13 protein-coding genes are annotated in these 15436 nt (G+C 72.5%); 8 read left to right on the forward strand and 5 right to left on the reverse strand.

The genetic code is table 11. The features are described from left to right. Nucleotides 1-131 precede the first annotated feature (131 nt). Nucleotides 132-2462 (reverse strand): serine/threonine-protein kinase, encoded by a 2331-nt coding sequence (locus LHJ74_RS12910; protein ID WP_260218108.1) that lies wholly within the window; start codon nt 2460-2462, stop codon nt 132-134. A 292-nt stretch (nt 2463-2754) separates the two neighbouring features. Here LHJ74_RS12910 and LHJ74_RS12915 point away from each other — a divergent pair, with 292 nt between their 5' ends. Together LHJ74_RS12915 and LHJ74_RS12920 are read left to right on the forward strand one after the other, a co-directional pair. Continuing rightward, complete coding sequence (locus tag LHJ74_RS12915) at nt 2755-3192, forward strand: hypothetical protein (protein WP_260218109.1); 438 nt, start codon at nt 2755-2757, stop codon at nt 3190-3192. Nucleotides 3193-3496: 304 nt separating this feature from the next. Then, a complete protein-coding gene (locus tag LHJ74_RS12920; RefSeq protein ID WP_260218111.1) occupies nt 3497-4372 on the forward strand; it encodes a sigma-70 family RNA polymerase sigma factor in 876 nt (291 codons plus the stop codon). A gap of 18 nt (nt 4373-4390) precedes the next feature. Here the strand turns inward: LHJ74_RS12920 and LHJ74_RS12925 are convergent, their stop codons facing one another. After that, nucleotides 4391-4735 (reverse strand): VOC family protein, encoded by a 345-nt coding sequence (locus LHJ74_RS12925; RefSeq protein ID WP_260218112.1) that lies wholly within the window; start codon nt 4733-4735, stop codon nt 4391-4393. Nucleotides 4736-5046: 311 nt separating this feature from the next. Here LHJ74_RS12925 and LHJ74_RS12930 point away from each other — a divergent pair, with 311 nt between their 5' ends. After that, complete coding sequence (locus LHJ74_RS12930) at nt 5047-7050, forward strand: hypothetical protein (protein ID WP_260218113.1); 2004 nt, start codon at nt 5047-5049, stop codon at nt 7048-7050. 45 nt (nt 7051-7095) lie between these two features. On the opposite strand, the gene LHJ74_RS12935 is transcribed toward LHJ74_RS12930, so the two are convergent. Beyond that, complete coding sequence (locus LHJ74_RS12935; RefSeq protein WP_260218114.1) at nt 7096-8757, reverse strand: translation initiation factor 2; 1662 nt, start codon at nt 8755-8757, stop codon at nt 7096-7098. A gap of 246 nt (nt 8758-9003) precedes the next feature. Here LHJ74_RS12935 and LHJ74_RS12940 point away from each other — a divergent pair, with 246 nt between their 5' ends. Together LHJ74_RS12940 and kilB are read left to right on the forward strand one after the other, a co-directional pair. Continuing rightward, on the forward strand, nt 9004-9492 hold the full coding sequence (locus tag LHJ74_RS12940; RefSeq protein ID WP_260218115.1) for a hypothetical protein: 489 nt from the start codon (nt 9004-9006) through the stop codon (nt 9490-9492). 4 nt (nt 9493-9496) lie between these two features. After that, the gene (kilB, locus tag LHJ74_RS12945; RefSeq protein ID WP_260218116.1) at nt 9497-9964 is read left to right on the forward strand and encodes a plasmid transfer protein KilB; all 468 of its coding nucleotides are present in this window, start codon (nt 9497-9499) and stop codon (nt 9962-9964) included. Nucleotides 9965-10079: 115 nt separating this feature from the next. Here kilB and pdxR read toward each other — a convergent pair whose 3' ends face one another. Next, the gene (pdxR, locus tag LHJ74_RS12950) at nt 10080-11597 is read right to left on the reverse strand and encodes a MocR-like pyridoxine biosynthesis transcription factor PdxR (RefSeq protein WP_260218117.1); all 1518 of its coding nucleotides are present in this window, start codon (nt 11595-11597) and stop codon (nt 10080-10082) included. 73 nt (nt 11598-11670) lie between these two features. Here pdxR and LHJ74_RS12955 point away from each other — a divergent pair, with 73 nt between their 5' ends. The 3 genes from LHJ74_RS12955 (at nt 11671) to LHJ74_RS12965 (ending at nt 14341) form a co-directional block, all read left to right on the forward strand. Then, nucleotides 11671-12096 carry a carboxymuconolactone decarboxylase family protein gene (locus LHJ74_RS12955; RefSeq protein WP_375546742.1) on the forward strand — a complete coding sequence of 142 codons (426 nt, stop codon included), beginning with the start codon at nt 11671-11673 and terminating at the stop codon, nt 12094-12096. 96 nt (nt 12097-12192) lie between these two features. Further along, nucleotides 12193-13398: an MFS transporter gene (locus LHJ74_RS12960; protein WP_260218119.1), complete on the forward strand. Its 1206-nt coding sequence runs from the start codon at nt 12193-12195 to the stop codon at nt 13396-13398. 310 nt (nt 13399-13708) lie between these two features. After that, nucleotides 13709-14341: a GNAT family N-acetyltransferase gene (locus LHJ74_RS12965; RefSeq protein ID WP_260218120.1), complete on the forward strand. Its 633-nt coding sequence runs from the start codon at nt 13709-13711 to the stop codon at nt 14339-14341. A 403-nt stretch (nt 14342-14744) separates the two neighbouring features. Here the strand turns inward: LHJ74_RS12965 and LHJ74_RS12975 are convergent, their stop codons facing one another. Further along, a complete protein-coding gene (locus LHJ74_RS12975; protein WP_260218121.1) occupies nt 14745-15392 on the reverse strand; it encodes a DUF5825 family protein in 648 nt (215 codons plus the stop codon). Between the last annotated feature and the right edge of the window lie 44 nt (nt 15393-15436).

Genomic DNA, 15436 nt, shown 5'->3' on the forward strand with positions numbered 1-15436 from the left:
GCCAATCCCCGAAGGACTTCCGGAGCCGACCACTGAGCAAGTCCCGCAGCGTGCAGCATGCTGCGGGACACGTTCACCCGTCCGGGTCTGGTGGGTGGCCGATTCGTGAACGCCGGGCAGGCTCGGCACCGTCAGCCGGCGGCGCGGCGGTAGGTACGGGGTGGACGGTTCCCCGTCGAACTGTCGACGACCAGCTCGTTCTCCCCCCGGACGGTGACGACGGTCGACGCGGTGTCGGACGTGCACTCCGGGTCCGGACCGGCCGAGGTGACCTTGCCGGGGCCGAAGCTCAGCGTCTCGTCCTCCACCGCCGCCAGAGTCTTCTCCCACGCACACCGGTAGCCGGGGCCGTCACCGTCGATGGCCATACGGACGCTGCCGACGGGGCCCTGAGTGAAGGTCAGGAGGCGCTTGTGCTCCTCGTCGGAGTCAGTGAACCCCTCCCAGTCGCCCAGGAATTCCTTGGGCACAGCCGCCTTGGAGCTGCTGACCCGTACCAGCGTCGCACTGAGGTTCCTCGCCGGATAGGACCACTCCATGGAGCCGTCGCCCAGCACCTTCAGCCGCTGCTCGCCGTACGGGGCGCAGCTGTCGGCCGGGGAGCTGTCGGTGATCTCGCTGGTGACCACCATGTGCTCCTCGAACGAGACGAGAGTCGCCTCCCCCTCGCACAGCAGGTCCTTGTGGAGGTTGATGGTCGTGGCGACCACGTCACCCTCGTCGCCCGAGCCGATCTCGAACCGGCGGGTGATCTCCGCGTCGCTCCCGGGCTCCTTGACCTTCCCCTGCCAGGAACCCATGTACTTCTGCGGGACGGCGCCGGCGGCGGACGGTTCCGAGGAGGGTGCTCCGGACGCGCCGTCGGACGATCCGTCCTGGCTTCCGGAGTCCGGATCGGCGGTCGGCTGCTCTCGGACGCCTCCGGATTCACCGGCGTTGTCGTTGCCGCCGCCGTCGTCGTCGACGCCGCGCAGGACGAAGAAGGTGGCGGCACCGGAGATCAGGGTGCCGACGACAGCGACGGCGACCAGCAGCAGGCCCCGGCGGAAGCCCGTTCCACGCTCACCGGGCCCCGGTCCGGTGCTGCTGCCGCCCGCGCCGTACCCGGCCGGGGAGCCCGCCCCGTGGCCGGGCGGCACCGGACCGGCGAGCCCGCTTGTCACCGTGGTCATGCCGTGCGCCGGTACGTCCGGCGTGCCCTGGTCGGCCGGGCCGGCGGTCGGTACCGGGCCGGCGGCCGAAGGGCGGCCGGCCGGAGTGGCGGGAGAGCCCGTGACCGTAGGGGCGGCCCGGACCGCGCCCGGAGGCGGCACCGGCGGAGCCGCGGGCGGGGGCGGCGTCGCCGGAACCGGGGGTGTCTCCGGGGCGGGGGGAGTGTCCGGAGCGGGGGGAGTGTCCGGCGGCTGCGGCGGGGGCGGCGGTGTGGACGGCGCGCGGGGCGGCGGGTTGGGTGGCGGTGGGCCGAGTGCCACGCGCGGGGGTACGGCCGGAGGCAGCGGCACGTACGGCACGCCTCCCGCGTCCGCGGCGCGCACCACCTCCGCCGCCTCCGGGACCTCCACATCCAGCAACCGCGCCGCGTGCCGCCCCAGTTGCGCGACCAGATCGCCGGGCAGCCAGGGATCGCCCGGTTCCGCCGCGTTCTCCTCGTCCGCCGTACGCCGCAGCACGTCGTCCAGGCCGGGCCGGTCGGACGGGTCCTTGGCGAGGCAGTCGCCCACCAGCTCCCGCACGTCCTCCGGTACGCCCGAGATTTCGGCCTCGTCCTGCACGACGCGGAACAGCAGCGCGTGGCCCGCGCTGTCGGCCGCACCGAAGGGCGTGCGGCCGGTGGCGGCGAACGCCAGTACCGATCCCAGACAGAACACGTCGCTCGCCGGGGTCAGCCGCACACCGCGCACCTGCTCCGGCGACATGAAGCCCGGCGAACCGACGACCGCCCCCGTACGGGTGAGCTGCCCGTCGGCCACGGTCTCCAGCGCGCGGGCGATGCCGAAGTCGATCACACGGGGGCCGTCGATGGTCATCAGGATGTTCGAGGGCTTCAGATCGCGGTGGATGAGCCCCGCCTCATGGATGGCCCGCAGCGCGAGCGCCAGCCGGTTCGCCAGAATGCGCAGCGTACGGGCGGGCAGCGGGCGCGTACGGCCGGAGACGATCTCGTGGAGGGAGAGGCCGGGGACGTATCCGGTGGCCACCCAGGGCTGGTCCGCGGCCGTGTCGGCGTCCAGGACCGGAGCGGTCCACTCGCCTCCGACCCGCCGTGCCGCGCTGACCTCGCGTTCGAACCGGGTCCGGAAGTCGGCAAGCCCGGCCAGCTCGGGCTTGACGAGTTTGACCGCCACCGTGCGCCCCCGTGGCGACTGGGCCAGATACACGAGGCCCATGCCGCCTTCGCCGAGCCGGCCCAGCAGCCGGTAGCCGCCGATCCGCTCAGGGTCGCCCGCCCGCAGCGTCCTCATGCCGTCTCCCCTCCTCGGGCGACCGGGTGCTGCCCGCTCCCGCCGTGTACGAGACATGATCGTAAAGCCTGGAGTGCCCCTCCCGGGCACGGTCCGGTGAACCCTTGCACACGGTTCTCGGCGGTGCGGCGCGGACGCTCTCCGCCGGGCTGTCACACATCTCCGCCGGCATCCGTCATAGCAGTGACGTAGGAGTTTCCGTGCCGCGCGGCAAGCCGCCCCTCGGTACGGCACCCATGGCGCCCGGCCGCCGGAAGCGGACCGTGCGACCGAGTACCAGGAGGCAGCCCTCATGCTGTGTGTCAATCAGTACAGCCGCGAATACATCACGGAATGCCGGATGGCGGTCGACGAGGACATCGCCTCGTACCGCGAGCTGGCGACTGCCGTGGGCGGCACGAGCGGCAAGGGCAAGGCTCAGGCCGCCGCCGCACTCGAAGCATTCGAACCAGTGTTCTTCAACAACATGGTGCTGGCCATGGACCGCTACTTCGAGCACCGGAGCCGGACGCTGGAGCTGAAGGACGGCAACGCACTCAACGAGGTGCGGGTCCTGTGCACCTCACTCGCCGCCAACAACGGGAGGCTGGCGGCCGACAAGCAGATCAAGCTCAAGCCCGAGCGGTCGGTGCTGGGCTATGCGGTCGGCGACGAGGTCCGGCTGAGCGCGGACGACTTCGAGCGGCTCGCCAAGGCGTTCTTCGCCGAGATGGAGAGCAAGTTCTCCTGAGGGCTGGCCCTCAGGGTCTGTCGTCCGGGTCAGGCTGGATGAGTGAGCGGGGTCTGGTGCGTGGGGTCGCAAGGCGGAGGAGGGAGCCGACGCGGACCGTTGGTGACCGACGACAACGCGGCGAGGTCGCGTGCCGGGGCACGCGAACCCGGCAAGACCCACAGGACAGGCCCTGGCCGGGCACCCGTCCGCCACGCCACGTACCGGGCGGCGTGTCCGCCTTGTCGCCAAGAGTGACAGGACACCCCTTAGGCTGGATCCGGTATGTCGCTGCCACGGCGGACTCGGTGGAGGATCGTGACTGATGGACCAAGGCGATTGGCTGGCGGAGCGTTTCGAGGAGCACCGGCCGCGGCTGCGCGCGGTGGCATACCGGATGCTCGGATCGCCGGGTGAGGCCGACGACGCGGTCCAGGAGGCGTGGTTCCGGCTGAGCCGTTCCCAGACCTCCCCGGTGGAGAACCTGGGCGGCTGGCTGACCACGGTCGTCGCCCGCGTCTGTCTGGACATGCTGCGCTCACGGGAGTCGCGGCGCGAGGAGCCGCTGGACGAGTTCGTGCCCGAACCCGTGCTGACCGGCCGGTACGAAGGGGACCCCGAGGGGCAGGCCGTGCTGGCCGACTCGGTCGGTCCCGCGCTGCTCGTCGTACTGGACACGCTCGCTCCCGCCGAACGCCTCGCGTTCGTGCTGCACGACATGTTCGCCGTGCCTTTCGACGAGATCGCCCCCATGGTGGGCCGCTCCACCGCCGCGGCGCGGCAGCTCGCCAGCCGTGCCCGCCGCCGGGTGCAGGGGTCGGCCCCCGCGCCCGAGGTCGATCTGCACCGTCAGCGGCGGGTTGTGGAGGCGTTCCTGGCCGCCTCGCGCGGCGGCGACTTCGACGCGCTGCTGACGATGCTCGACCCGGACGTCATGCTGCGTGCCGACGACGCGGCGGTGCGGGTCGGCGCGGACAGCGAGGTCCGCGGCGCGCGCTCGGTCGCCCGCACCTTCTCGGGGCGCAGCAAGTACGCGCAGCCGGTGCTGCTGGACGGGTCGGCGGGTGCCGTCTGGGCGCCGAACGGACAGCCGCGCATCGCCTTCGGCTTCACGATCGAGGACGGCAGGGTCGTCGAGATCGAGCTTCTCGCCGACCCCGTCGTCCTCGCCCGGCTTCCCCCGGCAGCCGTGGCCGGCTGACGCGGCACCAGGGCCGCGTCAGGCAGGCTGGATGAGCCCGATGACGTTGCCGTCCGCGTCCAGGACGGAGGCGGTCAGCTTGCCACCGCCCACGTCCTGCACCTCCTGCAGCGATTCCGCTCCGGCGTCCAGGAGCAGGCGCACGCTGCCGTTGATGTCCTCGACGTGCCAGTAGCCGACCGGGCCGGTCATCCCCTTGCTGTGCCCGTGCGGGTCCAGCCCGACGTCCTGGCCACCGGCGCTGAAGGCGACGTAGTAGGACTCGTCCATGTAGGGGTCGGTGCCCAGAAGCGCACGGAAGACCGCTTTGGCACGCGCCAGGTCGTCGACGGGGTAGATGATCGTCTGGACACCTTTGGTCATGAACTGCTCCTCGTGGTGTGTCCGGTGCTGTGCCGTTCCTCGCACCGACGCGGTTCCCCCGTCACGGGTACGTTAGGCCGTTACCGGACGAATCGGCCCGGGACACACGGGATGTCCCTGGCGCGGCGGAAGAGGCCGGGCGGCCCCTGCCGTTCTCCGCAACCGGCACATCGCACCGACCTCCAGCTCAACGGGGCTGTTCTCCCCTAGAGTTGGGTGGCGGTCGAGGGGCGCGCGGCAGCGTGCTGAGGCTCCGGGCTCCCCGTCGGCACGCGCGTCCGGACCGGCGTGAGCATCGGAGCAGGCTCCCCATGGCATATGAGATCCCGCCGGAGGTACCGCACTTCGTCGACCGGGAGGGCCAGCAGGCGCTGGCGTTCCAGGCCGTCGCGGAACGCGGCGAGCAGCACGGCCCGACGTCCCGGCCGCTGTGTCTCGCGCTGAGCGGCCTGGCCGGAGTCGGCAAGACGGAGCTGGGTCTCCTCATCGCCCGTGCACAGCGGCAGCACTATCCCGACGACACCCTCTACGTCGACCTCGACGACCTGCGGCGGGACGGGGCGGTGGACGTCCTCGACGCGCTGGGCATGCTGCTGCGCGGACTCCGGGTGGAGCCGGAGCAGTGGGGCCTCGCGTTCCAGGACCGCTGCCGCGCGTACTGGTCGCGGACGGACGGCAAGCGGCTGATCGTCATCGTCGACAACGTGCGCTACGGGTCCGAGGCCGTGCCGCTGCTCCCGGCGTCCGGCGCCAGCCTGGTGATCATGATGAGCCATGGTCCGCTGCACGACCTGGAACACGGCGCGACGGTACCGCTCCCGTTGGACCCACTGGACGACGACGATGCACGGGAGCTGCTGACGCGCCTCGTGGACCCGGGCGACAGGCGGCTGTCCGCCGAGCCCGAAGCGGTAACCGGACTCGTACACCTGTGCTCCGGCCTGCCTGCCGCCGTGCGCGTCGCCGGGCACTGGATGCGCAAGCACGGCCGCCGTCCGCTGTCACGCCTGCTCGCCGAGCTCACCACCGAACTCCAGGGGAAGGGGCTGCCCGTGGTGGAGCGGGTGTGGGACGCGGCCTACCGGGAGCTCACGCCGGACGCCGCTCTGCTCTACCGGTCGCTGCCGCTCGCTCCTGGGCCGACCTTCTCGCCGGAATCCGCGGCCGCGCTGCTGGACCGGGGGCGGGACGCCGCCGACGACGCGCTGGACGAACTGGAAGCCGCCGGGCTGCTGGACACCAGGGATGTGCTGCACACCAGAGACGGCCGGATGCGGCTGCCGGGGCTGCTGCGCGCGCACGCGGAGCGCCGGGCCCGACAGGACGGGAACGCGCAGGAATCCGGCGACACGCGCACGCGCATCGTCCGCTGGTATCTGCGGCAGGCCCAGCGGGCCGACGCGCTGGCGGCGGGCAGCCGGCTGACCGTGGCGGGCCTCGTGCCGCCGCTCCCCAGCGCGCCCGATGTGCAGTTCGAGCGCGCGGCACAGGCGTATCACTGGCTGGAGAACGAACGGCACGCGTTGTACGGATGCGTGCGCCTCGCCTACGCCTCGGGTGCCGACGCCGAGGTGGTCGCGCTGTGCGAACCGCTGTGGACGCACTTCCTCGACCACCCTCACCACGCCGACACCGTCGACGCGTTCGGGACCGGCGTGGCCTCCGCCCAGCGCGCCGGGCTCCTCCCCGCGCTGGTGCGCATGCGCTGCCAGCGTGCCCGCCCCCTGTGGGAGCAGGAGAGGTTCGAGGAGGCGGCGAACGAACTGGACCAGGCAGGCGGTGCCGCCGAGGCCCTGCCGGCAACCTTCGGGGACCGCGACAAGCTGCGGGCGTCGGTGATGGAGTTCCGGGGCATGCTGCTCTCCGCTCAGGGCGACTGGGCCGGGGCGGCGGAGCTCTTCCGAGCGTCCCGCGAGACACACCGCGCCATCCCCAACCCGTACGGAGTCATGCTCCAGACCTACCGGCTCGGGCAGGCAACGGCCGAGCTGGGGCGGCTGGAGCAGGCCGCCGAGCTGTTGGAGGAGGCGCATGCGACGGCCGCCGCACTCGACCGTGCCCGCATGACCGCGCGTACGGGATTCGCGCTCGCCGGTGTCCTGCGCCGGATCGGGCAGCCCGCGCGGGCCCGCGAGCTGTATCTGGAGTCGCTCGGAAGCGCCCGAGCCCGCGGTTCCGGTCAGGACGAGGCCCGGACTCTGGACGCGCTCGCCGCGCTGGCGCAGGAGGACGGCAACGAGGCCGAGGCCCGTGAGCACCGCGAGGCCGCCCGCGCCGCGCGCGAGCGGAACACCGCCGACGAGGGGGCGGGCTGACGCTTCGGTGCTGCTGGTGCTGCTGGTGCTGTTGGCCGAGAGACCCTAGTCGAGCACGTGTGCCGCCTCGTCGGCGGTGGCGGGGGAGAGCCGTGCGCGGAAGGCCACGCCCCCGATCACACAGCTGAGTTCGGCGGATTCGGCGCGCGGTCCGGCACGCCCGGCAAGCCAGGCGTGCACCGCGCACAGCACCGCGGCCGGATCCGCACGCACCACACGCCCGTCCTCCTGTCGGGGCTCGATACGGACCGACAGCAGCGAACGGGAGCGGGCGCGCACCACGCACAGCCAGGGTTCCAGAATGGCCGCGGCCGTCCGGCACCCCGGATAGCCGCCCAGCGCGTGGGCGGTCCATCCGGCCGCCGTCCAGGCCACGCTGTGCGGGGCCGCGGCGGGCTGCGGCGCACGGCGGCGGTAGAGGAGCCCGGCGCTCTGGGCGTACGGCTCCCCGGCCGCGCCGTGCTCGGCGGCGAGGTACTGCGCGGGCGCGTCCGTGTGGGCGGGAAGACGCTCCACCCGTATCTCCTCGCCGGACACCTCGGTACGCACCGCGAAAGCAGCAGGGGTACGGGCGGGCGGGGACGGAGACGGCAGGAGCCGGGCGGCGACCGGCTGGGGCGGCGGGGCCAGCCGGAGCAGTCCGTACAGCTCCTCCCGCAACCTCCCCAGCGCGCGCCCCTGTTCGGCGAAGACCGTGTCCGCGAGGGCGCGTACGGCACCGGGGCGGTGGGGCGCGCCGAGTGCGGCTTCGAGACTCCCCGTATCGCCGGGCTCCTCCAGGCGGGGGCTCTGGGAGAGGAGTTCGGCCATCGGGCTGCCGGGTATCAGCTCGTCACCGCCGTCGTATGCGCCGATCAGCGGACAGCCCAGTGCCGCCGCGTACAACGCGGTCGATCCGTGGTCGGTGACCACGGCGTCGGCGGCGGTGAGCAGGGCACCCCATTCCTCGTAGGGGCCAGCGAGGGCCATCCCGGCGTCGATGGCGGGCGCCAGACGCTCCGTCAGATCGAAGGCGCCGATGAGGCTGCGCTCGTTGGGGTGGAGGACCAACGCCAACTGATAGGTGTCGTACGGGAGGTGGAGCGCGAGGCCGGAAAGCAGCCCGGGGCGGCGCCGGAAGAGGGATTCCGGCCCCCAGGTGGACGTGAGGACGATCAGTTTCCGCGCGCCGGTGCCCAGTGCGGCCCGATAGCGGTCGCGGTGGTCGCGGGAGGCGAGGATCCGTTCCAGGGTCGGGTCACCGACCACTGCGGCACGTGCGGCGGCCTGCGGACTGGCGGCTGCCAGCTGGGCGACCTGGCTGGGGTGCGCCAGCGCGTGGAAGGAGGCAAGGGCATTCCCGTCGGGCAGCAGATAGGCGGGATCGAGCCCGGAGGCGGAATCGCCCGAACCCTCGCCGCGCAGGCTCTTGCTGAAGCCCGCCCCGTGCGGCAGGAGCGCGCGGGTGCCGCGCAGCAGCCGGAGCTCGCCTTTCGGGCTCGCGGCCAGGATCAGGTCGTGAGTGTGGCGGAGTGCCTCGTCCCAGGGAATGGTCCGGGCCCGGGCGTGCTCGATGGCGGCGAGGGCGTCGATGCCGAAATCCGAACCGGGGACGAGGGTGAAGCGCCGGTCGATGCGGGCGTCACCCGCGAAGACCGGCAGCACGTCGAGCAGCCGGTAGAGCGCGGTCGCCGACCGGGCAGCGAAGAGCACCGTTCCGTCGGTCACGTCGCCCGTCGCCCGTCGCCCGTCGCCCGTCGCCCGTCGCCCGTCGCCCGTCGCCCGTCGCCCGTCGCCCGTCGCCCGTAGTGTTCATGCTACTGGGCGGGCCTTTACCTGACCTGCGTTTCCGCAGATCAGTGATGATGTCCTCGCGTCGTCCGGCGGCATGCGCAGATGGTATCCGCAGCGCGCGAAACAGGCCCTGAGGGCGTACCGCGTGTGCACCCGAGCCCAGCGGGGAGGATGTGGCTCATGAGTGAGTGGGGGATCGCCTTGATCTCGGCAGGTTCGGCGCTCGCGGGCGGTCTGGTCACCGGGTGGTTCGCCCGCAGCGCGGGCGTCCGACAGGCGGACGCGGCACGCCACGCGGGTGACCGTCAGGCGGACGCGCTGCTCGAAACGGTCCGCAGGACATTCGAGGAGCAGCGCACCGTCAGGTTGCTGGACCTGCGCCGCCAGACCTACCTGCGGTTTCTGGAAGCCGCGGAGGTGGTCCTCCTGGCCCGGCGGAGCAGCGGCGCGGGGCAGTCCGGCGACGGCCCTGCCCTGCAACGGGCCCTCGGGGCCGTCATGTTGGAGGGCCCTTCCGAAGTGGCCGGAGCGGCGCAGGAGCTGGACCGCTGTCTGCGCACCGGTGGTCGGCCCGACGATCTCGAGGACGCCCGCCGCAACTTCATCACGACGGCCCGGGGCACCTTGGAACCCTCCGGAACGGCACTGGCATCCCCTGTGATCAGCTGAAGCCGTGGAAGCGCTCTGGGCGAGTGTCGTAGCGGTCGGTGGCACGCTCATGGGTGCCGTGATCACGCACGTCTTCCAGCGTTCCGCCTCCCAGCGCGGTGAGCTGTTCGCGCGGTCCGAGGCGCTCCGGCAGGAGCGCATGACCACCTACAGTTCGTTCGCCGCCGTGCTGGAGGACTACCGCCACGGCCAGGCGGGACGCTGGTACAGCGGCCAGGAGGATCCGGACGGAGCGGCCTACCTCGCGGCACGGGACGAGGCGCACCGTCTCCGCACGGTGGCACGGCAGGCGCTCTACCGGGTCAAACTCGTCACTGATGACCGGGAGGTGATCCTCGCGGCCGAGCGCGCCTATCAGTGCACGCGGGACATCTCGACAGCTCAGGAGCGGACGGAGCGGGACCCGCTGGACGCCCGGGCGAGGCGGGCGATCGAAGGGTTCGTGGCCCGTGCCGCACCGCTGACCCGCTGATCCGTCCAGGGACGGCAGGCCCTTCCACGCCGAACCGGGAATCCCTCCGGCGGTCTTCGCGGTCCCGTACGTCCACCTGGAGCCATCGGGCCACGCCATGACCGGCTTTCGCCGGTCAGCTCTGAGGGGCCCGTCCCTTGCGGGGATCACCCCCGCGCATCGGCGGGGGCTCCGGGCGGTCCTCCTGCGGGGAGTCCGGGACGGCGAGGCAGAGGGCGTCCAGGGCAGCGGAGAAGGCGTGGTCCGGTGGGGTGCCGTAGCCGATGACCAGGCCGTCGCGGGGCGGCATCGCGCTGTCGGGGTGGCGGTAGGAGCGCAGCCCGTCGAGGGCGAGACCCTGCCGCCTGGCCGCCCGCAGCGCCTCGTCCTCGGTGCCCTCCGGCAGTTCCAGAACCGCGTGCAGTCCGGCCGCGATCCCGCTCACCCGGATGTGCGGCGCGCGTACGGCGAGGGTGCTCGCCAGCAGGTCGCGCCGCCGCCGGTAGCTCTGCCGCATCCGCCGCAGATGCCTGTCGTACGCTCCGCAGGCGACGAAGTCGGCGAGCGTCAGCTGGTCGACGACCCCGGACCACATCTCGCGGGAGCCCTTCGCGGCCAGCACGTCGTCGACCATCCACCCCGGGAGCACCATCCATCCGAGCCGCAGCGCCGGCGACAGGCTCTTGCTCGCCGAACCGAGATAGACCACCCGGTCAGGGTCGAGGCCCTGCACCGCGCCGACCGGCTGCCGGTCATAGCGGAACTCGCCATCGTAGTCATCCTCCACGATCAGCCCGCCCGACGCGCGCGCCCAGTCGACGACCCCCGCCCGCCGCTCGGGGTGCAGCGGCCCGCCGGTCGGGAACTGGTGCGCCGGCGTGAGCAGCACCGTCCTCGCCCCGGTCCCGGGCAGTTCCTCGATCCGGGCCCCGTGCGAGTCCACGGTCAGCGGGACCGTGCGCGGCCCCGGCTCGTCGAGCACGTCACGGTGAAAGTCGAGCCCGTACGACTCCACCGCGACCCGGCCCTCGCGCAGCCCGCCGACCAGCCGCAGCCCGTGCGCGAACCCGGCGCAGATCACGATCCGGTCGGGCTCCGTGCGTACCCCTCGAGCCCGCGCCAGGTACTCCGCGAGCGCCTCTCGCAGTTCGGGCCGGCCACGCGGATCGCCGACGCCGAAGGCGCTGTTGGGGGCCGCCGCGACGGCCCGCCGGGTCGCCGTGAGCCAGGCGGCACGCGGGAAGGCGGCCGCGTCGGGCGAGCTGGGCCGCAGGTCGTGCACGGTGCGCCGGCGGGTGGGGCGCTGCGGGCGTCGGGCGAGCTCCGGCTGGGAGGGGACGGCCCGCTGGGCCACCCGGGTGCCGGAGCCCTGCCGGGCGGAGAGCCAACCCTCCTCGCACAGCTCTGCGTAGGCGTGGGCCACGGTGTTGCGGGCGATCCCCAGGTCGACGGCGAGGCTGCGGTAGGGCGGCAGCCGGGTCCCGGGGAGGAGCCGGCCGGAGCGGACGGCTTCGCGCAGGGCGTGCATGAGCTGGGTCCGCAGACTGCCCTCCCCGGTGAGTTCCAGATGGAGGTCGGTCCCGACGGGCGGCCTCGTACCCGCTGCGGCGTCAGCGGTGTCCGGCTCCGAGGAATTGACCCATGAGTCCTCCATGGGAATGCACCATATCTTGGGCCGTTTCCGCTCCTAGGTTCATGGCATGTCCATTTTTCAGGTACCAGAGCGCATGAACTTCTCCGCTGTCGCTCCCAAGGTCTTCAAGGCTGTCCTCGCCCTGGACGCCGCCGCCCGCGACGGCATCGACCCCGTCCTCCTGGAGCTGGTGCAGATCCGCGCCTCCCAGGTCAACCGCTGTGCGTACTGCATCGACTACCACACCTCCGACGCCCGCAAGGCGGGGGAGACGGAGGAGCGGATCCACCAGCTCTCCGCGTGGGAGGAGTCGAGCCTGTTCACCGTGCGGGAGCGGGCCGCCGTCGCGCTGACCGAGGCCGTCACCCGTCTCCCCGAGGGCGTGCCGGACGCGGTCTACGAAGAGGCCGCGAAGCACTTCGCTGAGAAGGAACTCGCCCAGCTGATCGCGCTGATCTTCACCACCAACGCGTGGAACCGCATGAACGTCGCCACGCGCAAGACCCCCGGCACCGAGTAGCCGCGCAGCTCCACCCCACGGGGCGGGGGCCGACCCCCGCGACCCCCGCTCCCTGGCAGCCGTGGACCATTCTCCTCATGAAGGGCTGTTGAAGCCGTGACCTCCGTCGACACCCCGGCGCCCGCCACCAGCGGGGACCATTCGCCCGTGAAGGGCTGGCTCGCCGTCCTCGCGGTGACCCTGGGCATCTTCTCCCTGATGACCTCCGAGCTGCTGCCCGTGGGCCTGCTCACCCCGGTCGGTTCGGCCCTGAACGTGTCAGAGGGCACCGCGGGCCTGATGGTGACCGTTCCCGGTCTCGTCGCCGCCATCTCGGCGCCCCTGGTCACCGTGGCCACCGGCCGTGTCGACCGCCGTCTCGTCCTCGTCGTCCTGATCGGCCTGGTCGGCGCCGCCAACCTCGCGTCGGCGTTCGCGGACAGCTTCGCCGTCGTCCTCGCCGCCCGGTTCCTCGTCGGCATCAGCGTCGGCGGTTTCTGGCCGATCGCCGGCGGCATCGCGATGCGGCTGGTGCCCGCGAAGCACGTCCCCCGTGCCACGGCCGTCATCTTCGGCGGTGTCGAGACCGCCTCCGTCCTGGGCGTGCCGACCGGCACGTTCATCGGCGACCTCAGCAGCTGGCGTACCGCCTTCGCGGTCGTCGGCATCCTCGGCCTGGTCTCCCTGGTCTGCATGGTGTTCCTGATGCCGAAGGTCCCGGCCGAGCGGACCATCGCTTTCGCCGACCTGTCGAAGGTGCTCAAGGGCAACGCGGGCGTCCGGACCGGGATCGCCATGACCTTCCTCGTCATCACCGGCCACTTCCTGGCCTACACGTTCGTCCGGCCGATCCTCCAGGACGACAGCGTCGGCGAGAACATGGTCGGCGCCCTGCTGCTGGCCTTCGGCGTCGCCGGAATCTGCGGCAACTTCATCGCCGGAGCGCTCATCGCCAAGCGGCTGCGCCAGACCGTCATGGGGATCTCCGTGATCCTCACCGTGGCTATGGCCGTCCTGGCCCTCGCCGACACCTCGGTCCCCACCGCCGCCGCGATCCTGATCCTGTGGGGCCTGGGGTACGGCGCGGTGCCGGTCACCTTCCAGACCTGGATCCTCGAAGCCGCCCCGGACGCCACCGAGGCGGCCTCCTCGCTGTACGTCTCCACCTTCAACCTCTCGATCGCGCTCGGCGCGCTCTTCGGAGGACTCGCCGTCGACGGCATCTCCACCACGAGCGTGCTGTGGATCGGTGCCGCGCTCGCCGTCCTCACGCTCTTCGTCGTGGGCAGCTCCCGGCGCGGGGCGGCCGTCGCCGCCGAGTGAGACCAGGGGTCGTCCGCCCGGCCCCGACGAACGCCCGCTCCCCGTGCTTCACGTCCCCCGTGCACGGGGGACGGGCTCCCCCCGGTTCTCCATGTTCGGCCCTCGTCTTTGCGAAAACGAACCGGACAGTACGTCGGTCACCAGGGCACGCGGGACCTCTCGACAGCTCAGGAGCGGACGGAGCGGGACTCGCTGGACGTCCAGGCGAGGCGGGCGATCGGAGGGTTCCTGGCCCGTGCACCGTTGATCCGCTGGCCCGCTGATCCGCCGACGGGTTGTGGGAGCGCTCCCAGGTGTGCAGGATGGTGCCGTGACTTCGTCTCCCGCCGTCCGTCCCTACCGGCCCGAGGACCGCGAGGCCCTTGAGGACATCTGCGTCCGCACCGCGCACAACGGTGGGGACAGCAGGCCCTTCTACGCCGACCCCGGTATCTTTCCGGTGATTTTCGCGGTCCCGTACGTCCATCTGGAGCCGGGGCTGGCGTTCGTGCTGGACGACGGGCGGGGGCAGGCCGTCGGCTACATCGTCGGGGCCGCCGACACCCCGCGCTTCGCCGAGGACTTCCGCACCAAGTGGCTGCCCCTGGTGGCCGACCGCTATCCGGAGCCGAGCGGAGCCCCGGGCACCCCGGACGAGTCGATGATCCAACTCCTGCACCGCCCCGAGCGGATGGTCGTCCCGCAGGCCGCGGCCTACCCTGCGCATCTGCATATCGATCTGCTCCCCGAGTGGCAGGGCCGCGGCCATGGCAGGGCGCTCATGCGGTCGTTTCTGCGAACCCTGGCCGAACGCGCGGTCCCGGCCGCCCATTTGAGCATGGTGACGGCCAACACCCCGGCCAGAGCCTTCTACGACCGCCTCGGCTTCCACGAGATCGAAGTCCCGGACCCCGGAATCCTCACCTATCTCGGGCGCACGACGAAGGACCTCGACAGGCTGTGACGGCAGGTCGGCGCTCTCACGCTGACCAGCCGTGCGGTGGTCCACGGCATGCGGCCCGCGCCGCCCGGGCGGGGCGCCTGATCGCCGCCCATGCCGGGCGCTCCCTCACCCCACAGCAGGCGGTGGCCCGTGCCGCCACCCGCTATGGCGGCCCGGACGGCTACGCCTCACCCGGTGCCGCCGGACGGCAGCGGCGTCAGGCGGTGACGGATGCGGTGTGGCGTCCGGCCGTCACGAGGGTGGCCTGGCGGGCGACACGGGCGCCTAGGTGCGCTGCGGTGGCGATGTCGGCGGGGTGGACGGTGTCGACACCGCCGTCCAGCGGAGTCTGGGCTCCGGCACCGCGACGCCGATGGCGTGCCGCAGCCGGAAGCTCCGGCGATACGGAGCAGCACGGGAGACCCTAGATGGCCATCGCCTCCTGGATCCACCGCCGTACCCGGTAGGGGAGCCACCAGACAAGCGGACCGACATCCCCCACCAACTGCTCGGAACGGAAGTCGTCGAGGATCTCCGGCGCCACCGCGGAGGCCGGTGCCCCCTCGGCGAGCAGCTCGATGGCCTCCTGGTACTCCGGCTCGTCCACGGTGAAGCGGTAGAGCTCGTCCCAGCGCCGGTCCCGGATCTGGATGAAGCCCGGCCCCTGCCGCCAGAGGCACTTGCACAGGTAGTGCTCCTCGCGCCAGGTGCGCAGCACGGCGTCCGGCTCGGGAGGGCCGGCCAGGGCGAGCGGCGGCTGGAGGTGGTTGAGCGGGCGCCACGCCTCGGGTTCGGGGCCGGTGCGCAGCTCCCATTCGACGTAGACGGCGTGGGCCGTCAGGTCCCGCACCAGGCACAGCGCACGCACCGTACGGGCGGCGGCCGCGGGGTCCTCGTTGGCGGCGGCCCGCAGGTCGGTGGTGCCGGGCAGGCGGACGCGCCGGGCACCGTCCTTCCACAGGCGGGCGGCGGTGTCGGAGGCCGGGCCGGATGCCTCCAGCTCGCCCAGGGACATGCCGGGCAGGCCGGCGGCCTCGAGCTCGTAGTCGCGCCAGGCGGTGACGGTGTGCATGGTGCTCCTCGGTGCCGGTGCGGACGGGTGGGGTGGGGTGCGGC

The sequence above is a fragment of the Streptomyces gossypii genome (assembly GCF_025165795.1).
In the GTDB taxonomy this organism is placed as follows: domain Bacteria; phylum Actinomycetota; class Actinomycetes; order Streptomycetales; family Streptomycetaceae; genus Streptomyces; species Streptomyces gossypii.